This is a genomic window from Pseudomonas sp. AKS31, assembly GCF_023634765.1.
Lineage (GTDB): Bacteria > Pseudomonadota > Gammaproteobacteria > Pseudomonadales > Pseudomonadaceae > Aquipseudomonas.
The window spans coordinates 301,008-322,189 of sequence record NZ_JAMLFX010000005.1; the positions used below are offsets into that span (position 1 = coordinate 301,008).

Annotated in this window: 15 protein-coding genes; 6 read left to right on the plus strand and 9 right to left on the minus strand. The window is 59.4% G+C overall.

Annotated elements, in window-relative coordinates; genetic code table 11:
- The first annotated feature begins 104 nt into the window (after positions 1–104).
- The 5 genes from M9827_RS17045 (at position 105) to tadA (ending at position 6,205) form a co-directional block, all read left to right on the plus strand.
- Complete coding sequence (locus tag M9827_RS17045; protein WP_250606286.1) at positions 105–1,328, plus strand: maltoporin; 1,224 nt, start codon at positions 105–107, stop codon at positions 1,326–1,328.
- 62 nt (positions 1,329–1,390) lie between these two features.
- Positions 1,391–3,919 carry a phosphoenolpyruvate--protein phosphotransferase gene (gene ptsP, locus M9827_RS17050; protein ID WP_250606287.1) on the plus strand — a complete coding sequence of 843 codons (2,529 nt, stop codon included), beginning with the start codon at positions 1,391–1,393 and terminating at the stop codon, positions 3,917–3,919.
- A gap of 2 nt (positions 3,920–3,921) precedes the next feature.
- Positions 3,922–4,212 carry a PTS sugar transporter subunit IIB gene (locus tag M9827_RS17055; protein WP_250606288.1) on the plus strand — a complete coding sequence of 97 codons (291 nt, stop codon included), beginning with the start codon at positions 3,922–3,924 and terminating at the stop codon, positions 4,210–4,212.
- A 116-nt stretch (positions 4,213–4,328) separates the two neighbouring features.
- The gene (locus tag M9827_RS17060) at positions 4,329–5,705 is read left to right on the plus strand and encodes a multicopper oxidase family protein (protein ID WP_250606289.1); all 1,377 of its coding nucleotides are present in this window, start codon (positions 4,329–4,331) and stop codon (positions 5,703–5,705) included.
- Positions 5,705–6,205: a tRNA adenosine(34) deaminase TadA gene (tadA, locus tag M9827_RS17065; protein WP_034156281.1), complete on the plus strand. Its 501-nt coding sequence runs from the start codon at positions 5,705–5,707 to the stop codon at positions 6,203–6,205. Before M9827_RS17060 ends, tadA begins: the two co-directional genes overlap by 1 nt.
- A gap of 368 nt (positions 6,206–6,573) precedes the next feature.
- On the opposite strand, the gene cmoB is transcribed toward tadA, so the two are convergent.
- The 7 genes from cmoB to M9827_RS17100 all read right to left on the minus strand — a co-directional run bounded on the left by cmoB (position 6,574) and on the right by M9827_RS17100 (position 18,830).
- Complete coding sequence (cmoB, locus tag M9827_RS17070) at positions 6,574–7,530, minus strand: tRNA 5-methoxyuridine(34)/uridine 5-oxyacetic acid(34) synthase CmoB (RefSeq protein ID WP_250606290.1); 957 nt, start codon at positions 7,528–7,530, stop codon at positions 6,574–6,576.
- Positions 7,527–8,270, minus strand: coding sequence for a carboxy-S-adenosyl-L-methionine synthase CmoA (gene cmoA / locus M9827_RS17075; RefSeq protein WP_008082499.1), 744 nt, complete (start codon positions 8,268–8,270; stop codon positions 7,527–7,529). Before cmoA ends, cmoB begins: the two co-directional genes overlap by 4 nt.
- Positions 8,271–8,431: 161 nt before the next feature.
- Positions 8,432–9,076: a lysoplasmalogenase gene (locus tag M9827_RS17080; protein WP_250606291.1), complete on the minus strand. Its 645-nt coding sequence runs from the start codon at positions 9,074–9,076 to the stop codon at positions 8,432–8,434.
- 2 nt (positions 9,077–9,078) lie between these two features.
- A complete protein-coding gene (locus M9827_RS17085; protein ID WP_250606292.1) occupies positions 9,079–9,471 on the minus strand; it encodes a protease inhibitor I42 family protein in 393 nt (130 codons plus the stop codon).
- Between the two features lie 245 nt (positions 9,472–9,716).
- Entirely contained in the window at positions 9,717–10,217 is a 501-nt protein-coding gene (locus M9827_RS17090; RefSeq protein ID WP_250606293.1) for a hypothetical protein, read from the minus strand.
- Between the two features lie 193 nt (positions 10,218–10,410).
- Entirely contained in the window at positions 10,411–12,828 is a 2,418-nt protein-coding gene (gene lon, locus M9827_RS17095) for an endopeptidase La (protein ID WP_250606294.1), read from the minus strand.
- A 275-nt stretch (positions 12,829–13,103) separates the two neighbouring features.
- On the minus strand, positions 13,104–18,830 hold the full coding sequence (locus M9827_RS17100; protein ID WP_250606295.1) for a membrane-targeted effector domain-containing toxin: 5,727 nt from the start codon (positions 18,828–18,830) through the stop codon (positions 13,104–13,106).
- 527 nt (positions 18,831–19,357) lie between these two features.
- On the opposite strand from M9827_RS17100, the gene M9827_RS17105 reads away from it, so the two are divergent.
- Positions 19,358–19,546 (plus strand): hypothetical protein, encoded by a 189-nt coding sequence (locus tag M9827_RS17105; RefSeq protein WP_186622966.1) that lies wholly within the window; start codon positions 19,358–19,360, stop codon positions 19,544–19,546.
- Positions 19,547–19,608: 62 nt separating this feature from the next.
- On the opposite strand, the gene M9827_RS17110 is transcribed toward M9827_RS17105, so the two are convergent.
- Complete coding sequence (locus tag M9827_RS17110) at positions 19,609–19,974, minus strand: DUF6124 family protein (RefSeq protein ID WP_250606296.1); 366 nt, start codon at positions 19,972–19,974, stop codon at positions 19,609–19,611.
- 548 nt (positions 19,975–20,522) lie between these two features.
- Positions 20,523–20,858 carry a hypothetical protein gene (locus M9827_RS17115; protein WP_250606297.1) on the minus strand — a complete coding sequence of 112 codons (336 nt, stop codon included), beginning with the start codon at positions 20,856–20,858 and terminating at the stop codon, positions 20,523–20,525.
- Positions 20,859–21,182 lie beyond the last annotated feature (324 nt).

Below are 21,182 nucleotides of genomic sequence, written 5' to 3' on the forward strand. Positions count from 1 at the left end.
TTAACTAAAAAAACCAGCTTTCAAAAAAACACGCAGAGCAATGCGCGGGGGATTTCTGCGCGCCGAATTTATGCAACCAGACAATAAAAACAATGGGGTGGCTTATGAAAACAACAATAAATCGCAGCCTTGCAGTTGCAGGTTTTTGCCTGGCTTTACCGCCAACGTCACAGGCGCTGGAGTTTGGCGGGTACTTGCGCAGCGGTGTCGGCACGTCGGTCAACAGCAGCGGTCAGTCGTGCTTCCAGTTACCGGGTGCGCAGACCAAATATCGCTTGGGTAACGAATGCGAGCAGTACGGCGAGCTTGAGTTGCGCCAGGACTTGTACACCCTCGACGATGGTTCGGTACTGAGTGTCGACGGCATGGCCTCGCTGTATAACCGCTACGACCGCAGCCCCACCTTCAAAGACAACAATGGTTCGATTCGCTTGCCGCAGGCTTATGCACAGTGGTCGGCGATGCCCGCACTCAACGGTGGCTCACTGTGGGCCGGGCGCCGTTACTACAAGCGCAATGACATCCATATTTCCGACTTCTATTACTGGAATCAGAGTGCCACGGGGGGCGGGGTCGAGGACGTGTTGATCGGCGATCTGAAATACAGCTACGCCTTCTCGCGCAAGGACAACCTGTACCAGAAGGACTACATCAATCGGCACGACTTCAACGTCGCCGGGTTCAAGACCAATCCGGGCGGCGAGCTGGAATTCGGCTTGAGCTATATCGACAAGCCCGACAGCCGCGATGCCCACCGGGGCTGGGCGATCACCACGCAACATGTGCAAACGGATTTTTTGGGCGGCAAGAACAAACTGGCGCTGCAATACGGTGAAGGGCCGGGCACCGGGCTGGGTTATACCGGCAACGTCAAACTGGACGACAGCAACAAGAGTTACCGGATCGTCGAGTTTTTCGACTGGCAGGTGACGCCGCGTTTCGGTGGCCAGATTGCGGCGGTGTATCAGAAAGACATTCGCCCGGACGGTGCAGATCAGAACTGGATCTCTTTGGGTGTGCGTCCGACTTACGCGCTCAGCGAACACTTCAAACTGGTCACCGAGCTGGGCCATGATCAAGTCGAAGCTCCGGGCGGCACGCGCAAACTGAGCAAGTTCACATTTGCCCCGACCTGGTCGCCCAAGGGCCCGGAGTTCTGGGCGCGTCCCGAGGTGCGTCTGTATTACACGTACGCCACCTGGAACGAGGCGGCCAAACGGGCGGCCAACCAACTGGCCAAAGGTTCGGCACTGTCTGACACCGGCGCCTTCGGTAGCGCTCGCCACGGTGCGAATGTCGGATTGCAGGTCGAATACTGGTGGAAATAAGCGATGCTGATGGAGCGTCGCGCTCCATGGGCACTTCAAAGCACAAAACTGCAGGTGACGTCATGGCCACACCCCAACAATTGCAACTGCTGGCTCCCTTGTCCGGTGTCCTGATGGCGCTGGAACAGGTGCCCGATCCGGTGTTTTCCGGGCGCGTGATCGGCGACGGTCTGTGCATCGACCCGACCTCGTCGACCCTGTGTGCGCCTCTGGCCGGCATCGTCAGCAACGTGCAGGCCAGCGGGCATGCCGTGAGTATCACCGATGACCATGGCGTGCAGGTATTGATGCACATCGGCCTCGACACGGTGAACCTCGGCGGGCAAGGCTTCACCCGTCTGGTTGAAGAAGGGCAGCGGGTTGCCGCCGGACAGGCGTTGATCGAGTTCGATGCCGATTACATTGCCCGACATGCGCGCAGTCTGATGACATTGATGCTGGTGGTCAGCGGTGAGCCGTTTACCTGGTTGGTCGCGTCGAGCGGAGGGGTCGAAACCGGTCAGCCGTTGCTTGAGCTTGTCAGCGCACAGGCGATCAGCGAGGAGTCAGTCGCGGCAGAAAGTCCGGCGGTGTTTTCACAGCAGTTGAAACTGCCTAACCCCAATGGCCTGCATGCGCGCCCGGCAGCAGTGTTCGCGCAAGCGGCCAAGGGCTTCGCGGCAAAGATTTACCTGCATAAACAGCAGGCTCAGGCCAACGCCAAATCTCTGGTGGCGATCATGGCGTTGCAGACCGCGTTCGGCGACAGCGTGCAGGTCAGTGCGGTGGGCGAAGATGCTGACGCAGCAATCGAGGCGCTGACTCGATTACTGGTTGAGGGCTGCGGGGAAACGGTGACGGCGCTGGCATCTGTCGAAGTGGTCGAAACCGAGGTTCTGACCCTGCTGCGCGGTGTCTGCGCGTCACCCGGTTCGGCGTTGGGGCAAGTGGTGCAGATCAGCGAACCGGTGTTCGACGTCAGTGAGTTCGGCGCCGGAGCGGACGTCGAGCGCGCGGCCCTCGGCAATGCCCTGATCGAAGCCGATCTGGCCTTGCAGCATTTGCGCGACACCGCCGCTGGCGAGGCCGAAGCCGAGATCTTCAAGGCGCACCAGGAACTGCTCGAAGATCCAGGCCTGCTCGATCAGGCCCAAACGCTGATCAGTCAGGGCAAAAGCGCGGCGTTCGCCTGGCGTGCGGCCACTGAAGAAACCGCGGCGATGTTTCGCCAACTGGGCAGTGCGTTGCTGGCCGAACGGGCGGCGGATCTCACCGATGTCGGGCGCCGCGTGCTCAAGCGGCTGCTGGGGATTGGCGAGCAGGCGTTGGAACTGCCGCAAGGCAGCATTCTGATTGCCGATCAACTGACCCCGTCGCAGACCGCCGGCATCGATACCAGCAAAGTGCTGGGTTTTGCCACGGTCGGCGGCGGCGCAACCAGTCACGTGGCGATTCTCGCCCGTGCCTGCGGTTTGCCGTCGATCTGCGGGGTGCCGGTGCAACTGCTCGCGCTGAGCAACGGCACCCCGGTATTGCTCGATGCCGACAAGGGCGAATTGCATGTGCAGCCCGATCCTGCGGCCGTCAGTCAATGGCAGGCGCGGCGCGCGCAACAGCGTCAACGCCATGAGCATGAGTTGGCCAGCGCAACGCTCGCGGCACGGACCCTTGACGGCCATCACGTCGAGGTGTCGGCCAACGTCGCCTCGTTGTCGGAAACCGAGCAGGCCATGGCCCTGGGCGGTGCGGGCGTCGGCCTGCTGCGTTCGGAGTTTCTCTATCTGGGCCGTAATCACGCACCGGGCCATGACGAACAGGTCGCCACCTACGGCGCCATCGCCCGCTGCGTTGGACCTGCGCACAATCTGGTGGTGCGCACCCTGGATGTCGGTGGCGACAAACCGCTGGCCTACGTGCCCATGGACAGCGAAACCAACCCGTTCCTCGGCGTGCGCGGCATTCGTTTGTGTCTGGAGCGCCCGCAGTTATTGCGCGAGCAGTTCCGGGCCATGCTCGGCTGTTGCGAGCTGACGCGTTTGCACATCATGTTGCCAATGGTCACGCAACTGTCCGAGCTGCGTCTGGCGCGGCAGATGCTCGACGAGGAAATCCTCGCACTGGGGCTAACGCAACGGCCGAAACTGGGGATCATGATCGAAGTGCCGGCTGCGGCGCTGATGGCGGACCTGTTTGCGCCGCTGGTGGATTTCTTCTCGATCGGCACCAATGACCTGACGCAATACACCTTGGCGATGGATCGCGATCACCCGCGTCTGGCCAGTCAGGCGGACAGTTTTCATCCCTCGGTATTGCGCCTGATTGCCATGACCGTGAAGGCCGCGCACGCCCACGGCAAATGGGTCGGCGTGTGCGGGGCGATGGCTTCGGAACGTCTGGCGGTGCCGCTGTTGCTGGGCTTGGGCGTGGATGAGCTGTCGGTGAGTGTGCCGATGATTGCGCCGGTCAAGGCGACGGTGCGCGAGCTGAAGTTGGCCGATTGTCAGATCATCGCCAAACAGGTGCTGGGTCTGGAAAGTGCCGGGCAGGTGCGCGAGGCGTTGCAGCTGTTTCACGAGGCAACCGTCGATACTTTACGGGTTCTGGAGAACTGAAGATGTTGGATAAATTGCAGAAGGCATTCTGGAAGGCCCTGACCCCGGATCTGGTGGTGGACGCACCCGAAGCACCGGCCGCGCCGAGCGACGGATTGAGCCGCGAAATTGTCGCGGCGCTGGGTGGTGTGGATAACCTTCAGTCGCAGCAACCACTGGCGTTGACGCGGGTGCGGGTTGTATTGCGTGATGTCTCGGGGATCGATCAACAGGCGTTGAGCGCCGCCGGGGTCGCGGGCGTGATGCCCTTGACGGGCGGTGTGGTGCACCTGATTACCGGGCTGCGACCTTAAACCGTCAGGGGCGTGCGGCCTCAGGTCGCCCTTACTGTTTCTCAACCGCAGGTGTATCGTATTCGCCTTTTGCAGGCTCTCAGGGCCTGTCGCTGATACGTGAGGTAGTTGAGTTCATGTCCTTTACCCGTCGCCAAATCCTCGGTGGCCTGGCCGGTCTTGTTGTCGTTGGTGTCGGTGCGGGGGGCGCGTCGCGTTATTGGCTGGGGAAAATGGCCGACGCCGAGGCGGGCCACGACTATGAGCTGATCGCCGCGCCGCTGGACGTCGAGCTGGTGCCGGGGCACAAGACCGAGGCTTGGGCATTCGGGCCGTCGGCACCGGGCACCGAGTTGCGCGTGCGTCAGGGGGAATGGCTGCGGGTGCGCTTCATCAACCACCTGCCGGTGGCGACCACCATTCACTGGCATGGCATTCGTCTGCCGCTGGAAATGGACGGCGTGCCGTACGTGTCGCAACTGCCGGTGCTGCCGGGTGAGTATTTCGATTACAAATTCCGCGTACCGGATGCCGGCAGCTACTGGTATCACCCCCACGTCAGCAGCAGCGAAGAACTCGGCCGTGGGCTGGTCGGGCCACTGATCGTCGAAGAGCGCGAGCCGACCGGCTTCAAGTACGAAAAGACCTTGAGCCTGAAAAACTGGCACATCGATGACGAAGGCAATTTCGTCGAATTCAGCATCCCCCGTGAAGCCGCACGCGGCGGCACGGCGGGGCGGTTGTCGACCATCAACGGCGTGCCGACTCCGGTGATCGAGTTGCCGGCCGGGCAGATTACCCGCGTGCGTCTGCTTAACCTCGATAACACCCTGACTTACCGCATCAACATTCCCGGCGTCGAAGCGCAGATCTACGCACTGGACGGCAACCCGGTCGAGCCGCGTCCGCTGGGCAAGGAATACTGGTTGGGCCCGGGCATGCGTATTTGTCTGGCGATCAAGGCGCCGGCAGCGGGTGAAGAATTGTCGCTGCGCAACGGCCCGGTGCGTCTGGGCACGCTGCGCTCGGTGGCCAACAACGATGGACCGAGCGACTGGCCGAAAGCCTTGCCCGCCAATCCGGTGGCCGAGCCGGATCTGGCCAATGCCGAGAAACTCAACTTCAATTTCGAATGGGTCGGCTCGGTGTCGGTCAACGTCGACAACGGCAAACCGCCGAGCCTGTGGCAGATCAACGGCAAGGCCTGGGACATCACCGACAAGACCTGCGCCGACCGGCCGATTGCCAGCCTGAAACTGGGGCAGAGCTACATCTTCGAATTGAAGAACATGACCCAGTATCAGCACCCGATCCACCTGCACGGCATGAGTTTCAAGGTGATTGCGTCGAACCGGCACAAGATCATTCCGTACTTCACCGACACCTATCTGCTGGGCAAGAACGAGCGCGCGCAAGTGGCGCTGGTGGCCGATAATCCGGGGGTGTGGATGTTCCACTGCCACGTGATCGATCACATGGAAACCGGCCTGATGGCCGCCATCGAGGTGAAGTGATGCGCCAGATTCGCCCTGCCGCGATCATCGACCGCAGCCGTGATCGCGATTTCATGCGCGAAGCCCTGACCCTCGCCGCACAAGGCGCAGCCCTCGGCGAAGTGCCGGTGGGCGCGGTGCTGGTGCAGGACGGCGAGATCATCGGGCGCGGCTTCAATTGCCCGATCAGCACCAGCGACCCGAGTGCCCACGCGGAAATGGTCGCGATCCGTGCGGCGGCGCAGGCGGTGGATAACTATCGTCTGCCGGGCAGCACGCTGTATGTGACGCTGGAGCCGTGCAGCATGTGCGCGGGGCTGATCGTGCATTCACGGGTGGCGCGGGTGGTGTATGGCGCGCTGGAACCGAAGGCGGGGATTGTGCAAAGCCAGGGGCAGTTTTTCACCCAGGGCTTTTTGAATCACCGGGTGTTGTATGAAGGTGGGGTGTTGGCGGAGGAGTGTGGCGCGGTGCTGACCGAGTTCTTCCGCGCCCGAAGAGCCAAAAGCCCCTCACCCTAACCCTCTCCCAGAGGGAGAGGGGACTGACCGAGCTGGATGGGCCAAGTCCGTCGACCTGAGATTCCGAGTCGAACTCAAGTCTTGAAAAGCTCAACGAACAGTCCCCTCTCCTTGGGGAGAGGGCTGGGGTGAGCTGGATGGGCCAAGTCCGTCGACCTGAGATTCCGAGTCGAACTCAAGTCTTGAAAAGCTCAACGATCAGTCCCCTCTCCTTGGGGAGAGGGCTGGGGTGAGCTGGATGGGCCAAGTCCGTCGACCTGAGATTCCGAGTCGAACTCAAGTCTTGAAAAGCCCAAAGATCGGCCCCCTCTCCTTGGGGAGAGGGCTGGGGTGAGGGGTGGGCTCACCGCGGTGTTTGGGCGATTGGGTTACTTACGGGCGACGATTACGGCACGCATCGGCGCCGGCAATCCTTCGATGGTTTTGCTGTGGTCTTCCGGATCAAGGAAGTCGCTCAGCGACTGATACTTCATCCACTCGGTGCCGCGCTGTTCCTCGACCGTCGTGGTGCTGACATCCACGCAACGAATATCGGTGAACCCGGCCCGACGCAGCCACAATTCCAGCGCCGGCACCGACGGCAGGAACCACACGTTGCGCATCTGCGCATAACGATCTTCCGGCACCAGCACCTGATGCTTGTCGCCTTCAACCACCAGCGTTTCCAGGACCAGCTCACCGCCCTTGACCAGGCAATCCTTCAGCGCCAGCAAATGCTCGATCGGCGAGCGGCGATGGTAGAACACGCCCATGGAAAACACCGTGTCGAAACCTTCGAGGTTCGGCGGCAGGTCTTCGAATGGGAACGGCAGGTGCCAGGCATTGGGTTGTGACAGATAACGCTGCACAGCCTGGAACTGGCAGAAGAACAACCAGTTCGGGTCGACACCGATCACACTGTCAGCGCCGGCACCGAGCATGCGCCACATGTAGTAACCGTTGCCGCAACCGACATCGAGGATGCGTTTGCCCTTCAGATTCAGATGCGCAGAGACGCGTGACCACTTCCAGTCCGAACGCCATTCGGTGTCGACGTGCACGCCGAACAGATCAAACGGCCCCTTGCGCCACGGCGACAGGCCCATCAGCGCGGTACGCATCTGCGCACGGGTTTCCTCGTCGCAATCGGTGTCGAGTTTCAGGCCGTTGAGCAGATCGACTTCACTCGGCTGGATTTTCGGCAAGGCGTCGAGCGCACTTTGCCAGCGCTCCAGGTCGCCGTGACCTTTCTCCATTTTCTTGTCGAGTTGCGCTTGCAGGGTGCTGGCCCATTCGGCCAGCGGTGTGCCGGCCAGACGGCGGGCGAGGGGGGACAGATCAATCATGGCAAGGCAATCAACGAGGCAAAGTTAAGACACTGGAACCACGGCACGACTTTCGAGAACCCGGCGGCCAGCAGGCGTTCGCGGTGTTCTTCGAGGCTGTCGGGCTTCATGACGTTTTCGATGGCGCTGCGCTTCTGGGCAATTTCCAGTTCGCTGTAGCCGTTGGCGCGCTTGAAGGCGACGTGCAGATCGGTGAGCAGCGCGTGCTCTTCGGCATCGTTGAAACGCAGCTTTTCCGAGAGAATCAGTGCGCCGCCCGGCAGCAACGATTGGCGGATGCGCGAGAGCAACGCGGTGCGCTGATCCGGGGCGATGAATTGCAGGGTGAAGTTCAGCGCCACCACCGAGGCGGGCTGGAAGTCGAGGGCGAGAATGTCGCCTTCAATTACTTCGACCGGCAGCAACTCCTGAAACATCGAATCCTGACCGTTGAGGTATTCGCGGCAGCGTTCAACCATGGCGGCGGAGTTATCCACAGCGATCACCCGGCAGCCGTCGGTACGCACGTGGCGACGCAGCGCTTGAGTGACCGCGCCCAGCGACGAGCCGAGGTCGTAGAGCACGCTGTGCGGCTGGGCGAACTGCGCGGCGAGCACGCCGAGGTTTTCGACGATGGTCGGGTAACCCGGCACTGAGCGCTTGATCATGTCCGGGAACACCCGCACGACGTCTTCGTTGAAGGCGAAGTCAGGCACCTGGGCCAAAGGCTTGGCGAAAATACGATCGGGTTCTTTGCTCACGGCGGTTCCGGCGGTGTAAATGGAAAGGCCGGCATTTTAGCCAAAAGGGCGCGGGGATGCTTGGGTTGTCTGATAAAGCGGAAAATCAAAAGATCGCAGCCTGCGGCAGCTCCTACATGGGAATGCGGTTTTCTGTAGGAGCTGCCGAAGGCTGCGATCTTTTAAAGGCTAGCGCGTTTGCTTTGGGAGAACGCCGAGGCAGCGATGCCCCACTGGCCCAGCCAGTAGCTGAGGATGATCACGTACGGCGCGGCGTGGAATGGCGATACAAACCGGTCAATGCCAATCACGCTGTCAGAGAACACAAACGCCACTGCACCGCCCGCCGCCAGTAGCGCCGAACGTTTCGGCACATCGGTTCCGAGACGAGCGAGGGCACGCCAGAGCATCGCGCTGATGGCCGTGCCATAGACAATCACTGGCACCAGCAACGGCCCAAGACCGCTGGAAATCAGAAGACCCAGCAGCATCGCGCCAACACCGAGGGCGAGCACCAGCGGCAACACCGCCAGACGCTTGCAGTCACTCAGATAAGCTTTCAGATAAGCCAGATGCGCAACCAGAAACGCACCGAGGCCAAACACAAAGAGATCCCCCGGCCACGCCAGCAACACATCACCCAGCAGCGAGAAAATCAGACCCAGACTGATCCAGCGCCGATAGTCGCTGGGCGGTGCATCGTGCAACCAGCCGAGCAACGCCAGTACCGGCAGCGGTTTGACCAACAGGCACAGCAACGCCGCATGGGTGCTGACACCGTAGAGAAACGTCACCGCGCCCATCAGCGCCAGAATCAGCCAGCCCACGATCAGTTCACCGAAATGGCGCAGTCAAAGGTTTCCACCGGCAGCACTTCCGGCGCCCATGGCTGTTGCGAAGTCAGGCGCAGGCGGCCGGTGCCGGGGGCGAAGGCCTGGAAGCGCCAGGTTGATACACCCGCTGCGCCGACCACGCCGGCATCTTCCGGATTGCTGTAAACCTCGGGGCTGAGGGCGCGCAACACACCGCCGGCGGAATCCTGAATGGCCCAGCGATAACCGGTGGTCGGGTTGCTTGGCAGTGTGATGATCAGGTTTTGCCCATTGGTGAGTTTCACGGGGCATTCGCTTTGTTTTTCCACGGTCACGTTGTGTTGCGGTTGCGTGGCGCAACCGGCCAGCAACGAGAGGGCGATGGGAAGAAACAGGCGAGTGGGGGACATAGGGTCAGCGGCTCCGGGCGTTCACGACGAACGGCGAGCATAACTGAAGATGAGACAAAGTGTGACAGTCAGGAAGTCCAGTGGTGTCAGCACTGACGCCATCGCTGGCAGGCCAGCTCCCACATTGGCCGGTGGTGCTTACAAACATCGTGGTCACCCCAAAAACCTGTGGGAGCTTGCTAGCGAAAGCTGAATTCGACGCGCTACATGCTTGTTCGCAGACACGGGTGTTTGACATAAAAGTGTCAGTTGAACACGACCACTGCCATCCACACTTCAAAGTCGGCTTCAATCTCCAGCGTCAGGCCATTTCTGGAAATGGCCGTGAAGTTCAGGTGGCGGGCTTTGTAGTATTGGTGATTTTCTGAAACTTCCAGCTCTAGCGTTCCTTCTATTGTCTCAAGCGGCATCAGGAAATGCTGGCCATTGATGTGATCCATTTCAGAGTAAATCAACTGGATGATCGGCCCACTAGTATCGTTTTTTTTGAAAGCGTATGTGCCTGAAGTGATGTCTCCCTTCAAGTGCAAAGCAATACGTCTCTCACAGTGCCTGCCGCGGGGTTCTGCGATAGCGGTAATCATGAACTCCTTGCCATCGGAGACATATTCGACTTCTTGTGTTTTGAAATCTGACCGCCGTTTTCGTACGGTGGAACCGTCGTTGCTCGGGAAAATAGCGTTGAATTGCCCGGTGATATTCGCAAGTGTTGTTGCGGGTTTTGTAAGTCCGACGAACTTGTCCATGGATTTTCCTTCTGGCAACGGGTTGTTCTGAGTACCCATTGGAACGCCTGGAAATCTCACGGTCTACTGTAAGATATGACAGTTTTATAGCGTGTTTGGCTATAGCGTTGGTAAGAAGCAGTTATAAACGAATACTGAAATGTAAAATGGCCAAATATGAATTTGGCCATTTTTTTTGCATACGAGTCAGCGGTCAGAAGAGCACCTTCGCCACATCCGCAAACTTCTTCGCAAAATGCACGGTAATCCCTTCCTTCAGATAATCCGGCAATTCCTCGAAGTTGCCCCGGTTCGGTTCCGGCAGAATCAGCTCGAAAATCTTCTGCCGCCGCGCCGCGATCACTTTCTCGCGCACCCCGCCGATCGGCAGCACATGCCCGGTCAGGGTCAGTTCGCCGGTCATCGCCACGCCTTTCTTCGGCGGTTGATTACGTGCGAGGGAGAGCAGGGCGCTGGCCATGGTCACGCCGGCGCTCGGGCCGTCTTTCGGCGTTGCGCCCTCGGGGACGTGCAGGTGAACGAAGGCTTCGTCGAAGAACTTCGCGTCGCCGCCGAACTGTTTCAGGTGCGAACTGACGTAGCTGTAGGCGATCTCCGCCGATTCCTTCATCACCTCGCCCAGTTGCCCGGTAAGTTTGAAGCCACGGTTAAGCGTGTGAATCCGCGTCGCTTCGATCGGCAACGTGGCGCCGCCCATGCTGGTCCACGCCAGACCGGTGATGACGCCAGTGCCGGACAGCACTTGTTCGTTGCGGAACACCGGATGGCCGAGTGACGCTTCGAGGTCTTTCGGCCCGAGTTTGATCACCGCTTTCGGGTCATCAATAAGCTTCATCACGGCTTTGCGCACCAGTTTGCCCATTTGCTTTTCCAGCTGACGCACGCCGGCTTCGCGGGCGTAACCGTCGATCAAGGCTTTGAGCGCGGTGTCGCTGATGCTCAGGCTGCCCTTGGACACCCCAGCCTTTTCCAGCAGTTTCGGCCACAGGTGCCGCTTGGCGATGGCGACTTTTTCTTCGGTGATGTAGCCCGACAGACGAATCACTTCCATGCGGTCGAGCAAGGGGCCGGGGATCGAATCCAGGGTGTTGGCGGTGCAGACGAACAGGACTTTCGACAGGTCCATGCGCAGGTCGAGGTAGTGATCGAGGAATTCGACGTTCTGCTCCGGGTCGAGGGTTTCCAGCAGCGCCGAGGCCGGGTCGCCCTGGTAGCTCTGGCCCATCTTGTCGATCTCGTCGAGCATGATCACCGGGTTCATCACTTCGACGTCTTTCAACGCCTGCACCAGTTTGCCCGGCTGCGCGCCGATGTAAGTGCGGCGGTGGCCCTTGATCTCGGCCTCATCACGCATGCCGCCGACGCTGAAGCGGTAGAACGGCCGGCCGAGGGATTCGGCGATCGATTTGCCGACGCTGGTTTTACCCACGCCCGGCGGGCCGACCAGCAGCACGATGGAACCGCTGATCTCGCCTTTATAAGCACCGACGGCGAGGAATTCGAGGATGCGATCCTTGATGTCGTCGAGGCCGGCGTGGTGCTTGTCGAGGACTTTGCGCGCGTGCTTGAGGTCGAGTTTGTCCTCACCGTAGACGCCCCACGGCACCGAAGTCGCCCAGTCAAGGTAGTTGCGGGTGACCGCGTACTCCGGCGAACCGGTCTCGAGGATCGACAGTTTGTGGGTTTCCTCTTCGAGGCGCTTCTGCACCTGCGCCGGCAGGACTTTGCCTTCCAGGCGTTGCTCGAACTGTTCGAGGTCGGCGCTGCGGTCGTCCTTGGTCAGGCCGAGTTCCTGCTGGATAACCTTGAGTTGTTCTTTAAGGAAGAACTCGCGCTGATGCTCGCCGATCTTGCGGTTAACTTCCGCCGAAATCTCTTTTTGCAGGCGCGCGACTTCGACTTCCTTGCGCAGCATCGGCAGGACTTTTTCCATGCGCTTGAGCATCGGCACGCAGTCGAGCACTTCTTGCAACTCATTACCTGTCGCCGAAGTGAGGGCGGCGGCGAAGTCGGTCAGCGGCGACGGGTCGTTGGGGCTGAAGCGGTTGAGGTAGTTCTTCAGCTCTTCGCTGTACAGCGGGTTGAGCGGCAGCAGTTCCTTGATCGCGTTGATCAGCGCCATGCCGTAGGCCTTGACCTCGTCGGTCGGCTCGGTGGGCTGGTGCGGGTATTCGACCTCGACCAGATACGGCGGGCGGTGGTGTTTCAGCCAGGTCTTGATCCGTACGCGGCTCAGGCCTTGGGCGACGAACTGCAGTTTGCCGTTCTCGCGGCTGGCGTGGTGGACTTTGACCAGCGTGCCGTATTGCGGCAGGGCGTCGGTATCGAAGTGGCGCGGGTCTTCCTGGGGCGTGTCCATGAAGAACAGGGCCAGGGAATGGTGTTCGGATTTGCTGACCAGTTCGAGGGTTTCAGCCCAGGGTTCTTCGTTGACGATGACCGGCAGGACTTGCGCCGGGAAGAACGGGCGATTGTGGATCGGGATGATGTAGACCTTGTCCGGCAGGTTCTGGCCTGGCAGGGCGAGGCCTTTACCGGAAGAGGTGTGTTCGATGTGTTCGGCTTCGGTGTAGTCGTCGGGGTTTTCCGGGAATTCTTGCTGGTCGCTCATGGGGCACCTGCGCAATGGGGTATGGGTCTTAGATGGGGCAGGCCTTGGGTGGTTTCAATGGGGGGCGGTGTTTCTGCTTGTGTGTTCAGGGTTTTGACAGGGTTTCTCTGCACTTGGCGATCGTTGTTTTTTATCTGAACGCTACCCGAAACATCCACGCTTGCATTGGCCTGCGCTATTGCTGTACGGCGCAGAACGGTGGCATCCGGGCTATAAAAAACCACCGGGCCGTCACGCCCGGTGGTTGTTGGCAATGTACAGGTCAGACCTGACGGTTATTTCACCTCGATCAATTTCAAATCACTGACCAGCATATCGATCAAGGTCCGCAGGTATTTGAAACCCTCGTCTTTTTTCTCCCAGCGATCAACGAAAAACAAGCCGTGATCGTTGACCTGGATCGGTGTCTCAACAATCTCACCGGACCTGGATTTATGCACCAGACGGAGCCCGTCCGTATCCGTATTTTCGATCATGAACATCCCGGACCGGGTCAGTTTGCTGCGATCGACGGCCGGCGTCGGGGCTGGCTTTTGCTTTCCGGCGACGGCCACTTCCAGCAGGAAATCGCTGCGCAAGGCCCGGCTATTGGTGCCGCGCTTGCTGGCCACCACTTCCCATGTCCCGCGATGGATACCTCTGGCCAGTTCCGGCACGGTGTCGCGCACATTCAGACTGACCGCCGAGAGGGTATCCGCCAGACCCGGCACACCCAGGTTGTAGTTAGTGTGGGCATTGCCGATAAAGGCCACCCACTTATGCGGTCCGTGTGCCAGTTGGTCGGCTTCGATGACTTGGGTGGCGAAATAGCTGAACATCTCGTTTCGCGAGATATCTTCGTCAAGCACACCCTTGAGGTGATAAGACGCCGTGCAATCGAGTGCCCTGATCCGGATGTTGTACTTGGCTGCCGCCTGACACACCTCTGTGTAGTTATCGTTACCGTCATAGGTGGGCATGTGGCCATGGTCCTGAGCGCGCAGGTAAGCCTTCAGTCTGTCCGGCATGCGCTGCGTCCGATGGAAAATATCCAGATCGGCCTGGTGCAAATCGGTGAACAGATGTTCCACGTACAGCGTGTCATACCCGGCTTGCTTGAGCGCCTTCATGTGCTTTTTCAGCAGCGCTTTGCTCGATACGTGGGGATGGGCCTCGCCGATCAGCAGGTTCAAGCGTGCGTCGGCCAGCAGCCGCAAAAACTCTTCGAATGTGGTGTCTGAGTTGAGCGTCGGGAGTGTGGCCGCTTCGGGGGGCGTGTAGTGAGTAAATGCGTCCCTGGCCTTTTTCTCCAGACGCCTGCGGTTGGCGATGAACTCATCATACGCCTGTCCTTCACTCGGTACGGTCGGCCTGTAGCGTGAGTCCATGGCATAGCGTTGGTTCAACATTTGCGCAATATCGTCGCGCATGGAGGGCGCGATATCGTATTCGCTGAAATGCTCGACAACGGGGGCAATCGCTGCCGGCCTGGAGACGGGCTGAGGCGCCTTGTACGCCGTCGGCCATTGCACACGATAATCGCCCTTGGCTGCCGAATCCCCGGCGATTGCCCCGGCTGAATCGAGGCTGATGCGTGCCGCCTGACCCTCTGCGACATCTTCCACGCGCACGGCGACAGCCGCGTGCAGGTCGGCCAGGCCGGGGGTGCTGTCGAAGGTGCACATGCGTGATTGTTCGGTGAGGATCACCCAGCGCTCTTCAGGCGCGTCGGCGATATCGGCGGCCAGCGTCTTGTGCGAATAGAAATTCCTCAGGCTGTTGCTGCGAGGGGTCAATGGCGAGACGTCGTCCAGCACCAGAGCGCCTTCCAGTTTGTAGCTGGTCGAAGCATCCAGCGCATGGATTTTCAGGCCCTTTTCGCGAGCGGTACGCACCAGCGCCAGATAAGAAAATGGCGCGTTCTTCTCATGGCCCAGCGCACTATCGACCGCTTCAAGATGTTTTTTGATGTGTCTCCAGGATTTTCCCTTGTTCATTTTTTCCAGCTTGGCGTTGAAGACATCCGCTGCCAGGTATTCCACGTAAAGTCGCTTGAAGCCACTTTCAACGAGGGTGTCCAGGTGATTGATCAGCAGTTGTTTGCTGGCGATCGAACCGGGCTGGGCACCGATCACCAGATTCTTCCCTTTGACCGCGTCACTGGCGATCAACTGTGTAAATGACAAGTCGTCGGCGATCGGCGGGACTTCGGCGCGGGCTGGCAGCGCGGCAAGGTCAGCGAAATGCGCGGCGGCGTCTGTGCTGAGCTTTTCGACCTGCTTCAGGTAAGCGGTGCGTGTCGAGGCGAGATCTTCCACGACCCCGACAAGGATCAAGCGGGGATCGCTGCCCATGTAGTCTTGACTGCTAAGGAGGATGTTTTCCCGGGTTTGCGGATTCATCACTGTTTCGATGCGCTGGCGGTATTTGGGCTCGACGCCATAGATCTTGTGCGGACCGTCTGGCTCTGGCACGGCCTCGTACTTCGGCGCACCGCCGGACACGCCGGCGCGCACCATCACCCCGTCGGAATTGCGCACGGCGAGAATGCCGCTCGAGAGGGGGGCGCCGAATTCCGGGTTGTTCAGGTAGAGCACATGACGACCGAGCAAGTCGGCATTTTCCCGGATATAGAACACCTGGCCTCTGAAAATCACCGCACTCAATTTATCCCGTTCGGGGCCGGATGACACTCGATCGATCACGGCCATTGCATTCTGTTGTTCGTTGCTGGCGCTGGCGATGCTCTGTCGCAACGGCCGGCGCGCGAGTTTGAGTGAACGCAGCGCCGGACGCAGGTCGGTCAGCACCGCGCCGGCACTGTTGAACAGATAACCGAGCAGATGCTGGAAGGCTTCGCCGTGGTCACCCTGACGGTACGCGTGCAGGGCGAGCATGGTGTCCTTGAACGCCAGCAACAGGCCGGTGCTCAGGCTGAGCAGCGGGAACGGCGCAGTCGCAATGGCGGTGATCCATTCGACACTGGTCCAGACCAGACTGGCGATCATCTCGGCACGGCTGGTGGTGGTGGCGTTGACGTCGTCGATCCGGCGCTGCAGCTTCATGTCGTAAAGGGCCGTGCGCAGATCACTGACCGCCGTGACTGAGCGGGTAGCGTCATAACGTGCCGGGCTGGGCGTGGTTTTATTGAGGTCCCTGGGCAGCCCTTTCTTGATGGTTTCAAGGTGCGAACGCACCCGCGTGCGGGCACTGATGCCGACCCGCAAGGTCAGGTATTCGAGCATGCCGGACTGCTGCTGGAGCAGATAATTGAACAACCGCGCTTCGCGAAAACCGACACCGTCGGGCGCATCGGGCGTGTAGAGCAGGACCGGGTTGTCGCCATGGCTGAACAGCCATGTATCGAGCACCCATTCGCCGTCGATCATCAAACGGTGGATCGGATATTTCGTGCGCATGGCTCCGGACGTCTCAGCCATGCTGTCGATACTCTGCTCCAGCCATTGCAGATCACGGCTGGCGATATGGCCTTGCAGCTGGCATTCCAGCGCGGCGCTTTTCATCTGGCGCTGGGTAATGGCCAGGGTCGCGTTGCGTCTGAAGTCGTAGCCTTCGCTCGTCGAACCTTGCAGTTCAGCCTTGACCTTGTCGATGTAGCGCTGGCCGATCCACACACCGGTGACCGAGCGCGCGACATTCTGTGCGGTCAGGCTGCTGATATCGATGCCTTGCGGGCCTTTGAAGCGGGCCGAGCGGGAAAATTTCTCATCGAGAAAACCGACGCCGTCGGCGTAGCCGTCGCGATAAAGCGTGGTGTAGGTCAACGGTTTTGGCGTCCACGAGCGCACGACCGAACTCGGCGAGTACGCCCAGACGGTATCCGGATCGACATCGTTGGTCGTGCGCTTGAGCAAGCGGTTCAAGCTGATTTTGGCTTGCGCGTGGACGTAGTCATCAAACGCCGGAAAGCGACTGCCCGACAAGGCGTGGCTGTTGAATGCACGCAAGGCGCCTTCGGCGTCTTCGCTCAGGGTCGTCAGCTTGCGGCGGTTGGCAGCCGTGGTGGAGCGATACCACGACGGTGTAGAGAAATCGTAGTCGTCGATCCGTGTGGCCAGCACATGTTCAGCCATCGCACGCAGGCAATCGGGATGGCTGCCAGTGTGATCGAACGTGACCTTTTGATGTTCCAGCGCCTCAGGTTTGAAACTCAGCCCGGCCAGCACGTGGCGCAGCTTCGCGCGAAAGCGCATCGGCGCGCGGCTGATCAGGTAGCCGGCCATGCTTTCGGCGACATCGCTGTGCCTGGCCCAGCCAAGCAAGTGGGTCTGGCATTCGCGCTCACTGTCAAAGGCCTGGAATTGTTGTGCTCGCGGCGCCTGCGGCGTGCACAGCAACAGCCGTTTGAGTGCGCCGCCGTCGTCGTTCTGGCGCAGTACCCACAAGTCTTGCAACTGTGCACCGTGCAGCGACAGGGTAGCGGCGCGCAGGCGCTGATCGCTGCCGTCACGCAGGCGCTCGATCAGTTGCAGGTCACTGTCGAGCAAGTGCCCTTGCAGCACCGCCGTGTGAGCGAGGGCGACGATACGTTGATCGAGCATCTGCTCGATGGCGGGTTTGATCGCGGGCCTGGCCTGCAGCTCTTTTTGCCGGTGATTGAAGTCAATCCGAGGCTGCAGTTCAACGGCTTGCCTGATCAGCCACGCCGGCGTCACGTCAGCGTAGGTTGGCGGCAAAGGTGCGTCAGCGTAGGTGAGGGTGGTGTGCTTCAAAAACGCCGAGCCCGGTAATTCATCGCCGGTGTGCGGGCCGCGCAAGGACAGCTCGAGCAGACTGGATTGATGCACATAAATGCCGTAGCCCGGCACTCGGCGCTCGGTCGAAAGGCTTAACTTTTCCGGATCGAGATCGTCGATTTCCAGGTCTTCGCTCAGACGTTCCAGCCATTGCTGGCGGGCCAGTGCCGTCAGGCTGCCTGTAGGCTCCAGCAAATCGAGCAGGTGTTGCCGCGCTTGCTGGTAGTTGTGCAGATGCTGCGCCAGTGTGTTTTTTTGCGCGGTGCTGGCGCTGCGGTACCAGTCCGGTGCGCTATTGCGCAGGTGGCGTTCGAACAAGGTTTGCGCACGTAATGCCAGGCGCGGCGTGAGATCCGGCAGGGCGGCAGCAATTGCGCGTTCCAGCGCTGTGAACAATTGCTTGGGGTCTTGCTGCGGGTTATCGGCGAAGCTCAAGGCGCGCTCGATATCCTGCGTGCGTTTTTCGATCAGCGCATCGTAGGTGTGTTCGAACAAGGGTTTGCTGTCGATCGGCGCCAGCTCTAGCGGCCAGATCCCTGCTGCGCCCACGGCGTGATAGCGCGTCGGCAGCATGGACATGAACTCCTCGTTACCGCTGGCCTGGTTCAGCGATGCACGCAGTTGGCTGTCGAGATCAGCAAGGGAGTTGAAGAATTCGATGCCTCTTGCGGGTGTGAACAGCAGGGCGAAACCCATGCTTTGGTCGGTCTGCAAGTCCTTGACGCGGCGAGTGTCCTTTTCCGTGACAACGAAGGCGCCGGCCAGCTCGACGGTGGTGTCTTGATAGTTGAACTGCAGCGCGTAAATGGCCGGGCGCAGCATCGGGAGCAGATCGAGCTTTTGCAGCAGTTCGCCGGCTTGCGTGTGCAGCAGACGGTCGGTGACGGCCTGTCTGGCTTCGTGGCCGATGGCGGTGAAGCCTGCGTCGTATTTGAGGAAGGTTTTCGCCGGTTTGTCGTCGATCCGGTCGCGCTGGTCCATGTTGATCAGTTGGGTGGTCAGCCTGACTTTCAGCGTGGCGATCAGCTGTTTGCCTTCGTCGCTTTGCAGGTCGCTGTTCTCCAGCGCCTGAAACAGCACGCGGCTGCGTTGCAGGTAGCTTGTTCGGTAGGTTTTCAATTGTTCTTCGAGGCGTTTCAGGAAGACCTGTTCGCTGGTCGGTTTTTGTTCGGGAAGCAATGGGGTTTGTGTACCGAACAGGTGGTGAGCGATCGCGTTGAGATCGTTTCTGATCTCTTCGGGTGTGGGGGCTGTCGCGGGGTTCATGGGCGCTTTTTCCATGCTGAGGATGAGGGGCCAGCATGGCGAGGGGCAGTGGGGGGCGGGTGGTATATATGTATGCCGCGACGCCCCATCGCTGAATTTGCAGCGACCCCCAGAGCCTATCCAGCCCATTTCCGAGGGACAACCGACACAACTTGTCGGAAACTCCGCGTAATAACCAGCGTCCGTAGGACGAGCACATTTTCCACAGACCAACACATTTCAACCTGTAGGAGTTGCCGAAGGCTGCGATCTTTTGATCTGGCTTTTAAAAACAAAGTCAAAAGATCGCAGCCTTCGGCAGCTCCTACATGGGTGATTGGCGTGCACAAAAAAGGCGATGTCTCTCGAGGGGCACCTTCAACGGGTGCATCACTCATAGATCAAAATTCATTGCGGTTTATTTCGAAGCGGTCTTGAGAACCTGTAATTTCTGACAGTAGACACATTGCCCCGGTCGATCCGAGATTAACCAGGCGCCCTTGGGCAGGACGGCGCATGCCAATTTACGGACTTCAAGGACTCAAACCATGAGATATACCGATACGAAATACGAAGGCTTCACTATCCGCGAATACTCCTCCGACACCCCAGGTCTGCGTTATCAGGTGATCTATAGCGCAACGGATGAGAGTTTGTTGCTTGAGACCCGCAAACACGCCGAGCAATTGATCAATGATCGATTGCAGCGGATAGAAAGTGGAGGCAAAGCTTTTTGAATCGGCCGGGCTAACGCTCACCTTGTGCAGGAGCTGCGGCAGCTCCTGCACAAGGTGGTTTGTCAGGTATTTGCGGGGATTTCGTGGTTATCCAGAACGCGGTTCACGGCCAGTTCAGCGAGCATGATGATTTGCTGGATGGCCAGGATCGTGCGCCGTTGCGGCAGGTCGATGTAGGCGGCGATGTCGCTGGTCATGAGGCTGGCCTGGGCCAGGGATTCGCAGGCGTGGACCAGCAGGCTTTCGCTGTCCTGGTCTGGTGCGACCTGGAACATGGTGCTGGGTGTGTGGAAGCGCAGGGTCAGTGCGTTGGGCTTGAGGTAGTGATCGAGGGCGCGTTCGGCAGCGTCGTGGAATCGCTTCGAGCCGGGGAATTCGTAGGGGGTGGTGTCTTCGGTTTCGGGCGGATTGGGTGTTGGCTTTTTCATGGTGAAGCTCCGAATGATAAGTGGGGCTGTCACTCTCAATCACCGCGACGCGACAGAGGGTGGCAGCTGTACGCGGGGTCGCGGACCGAGCCATTCGGCAATCTCGGCATACCCGAAGGTATCCCGCGCACAGCCACCATCAAATCAAACCAAAAGCACGTGAGCGCTTCAGTTTGGGCCGGCGATTATGCATCAAATCGAATGAACTGCTCGGGCCGCGACGCCCGTTCGCTGAATTTGCAGCGACCCCACGAGCCTATCCAGCCGATTTCCGAGGCACAACCGACACGACTTGTCGGAAAACTCCTCGCAACTTTCAGCGTTTGTAGGACGAGTACATTTCCCACAGACAAACACTTTTCAACTTGTGGGAACTAGCCTGCTAGCGATGGGGCCCTGTCAGCAAACAGAAATGTTTAATGTCAGACCGCAATCGCTCGCAAGCTCGCCCGTAAAGGAAGCTCGCCATTCTCGGCAAATTATTTAGCACCCAACCGCGCTGGCATCATCACCCACCGGATCGCTTGTTCAAATAAGCCGTAGTGCAATTATTTTCCTTTGTCCGCTGGATTGTAGTAGTCACACGCAACGATTTCAGCACCCTCATAGAACGTTGATGTGTAGGGTCCATTTGCGTCGCAAATCTCACGCGTTTTATTAAAGAGCTCCCCTGGGGCATGGGCTCGCCAGTACATTTCCTTCTTGGTATTGGCTTCACAACTGGCTTCGCCAGGTATAACTCCGATAGCCTCTAGCTCTCTCAGCGCTGTTTTGCAATTTGTTTCCATTTCTACAAGACGTGGTAAGGCTTGAGCAAGCGTTGAAGCGCCCAGCGCTACGATGGCTAACAAGAGCGCAGCGCGCCTGTTTCCTGGATTGCCCATGGGGTATTCCTCGAATATTTAAGGGAACTCCTGAAATTCCGGAACCAAGCATCAGGAGGTGCGCAGCCACTCGCCTGGCGGGAAGTGCTATTCACACAACTGCATGGTTATCTGTTTTTATTAGGGGGGGTACTGTCATAGTTGACAGTTTTTTAGTTCGTTTTTACTGAATGTTGATCGAGCTAATGCTATTTGGTTTTGGGGGCTGAAGTAAGTCTACATATAGCCATTGATGCCACGCGCCTTGGTGTGAATGGCATTTGTGCACTGCTCTATGTAAAAAGGCGCCACCCCTTACAGGGTGGCGCCTTTTTGTTACCCGCC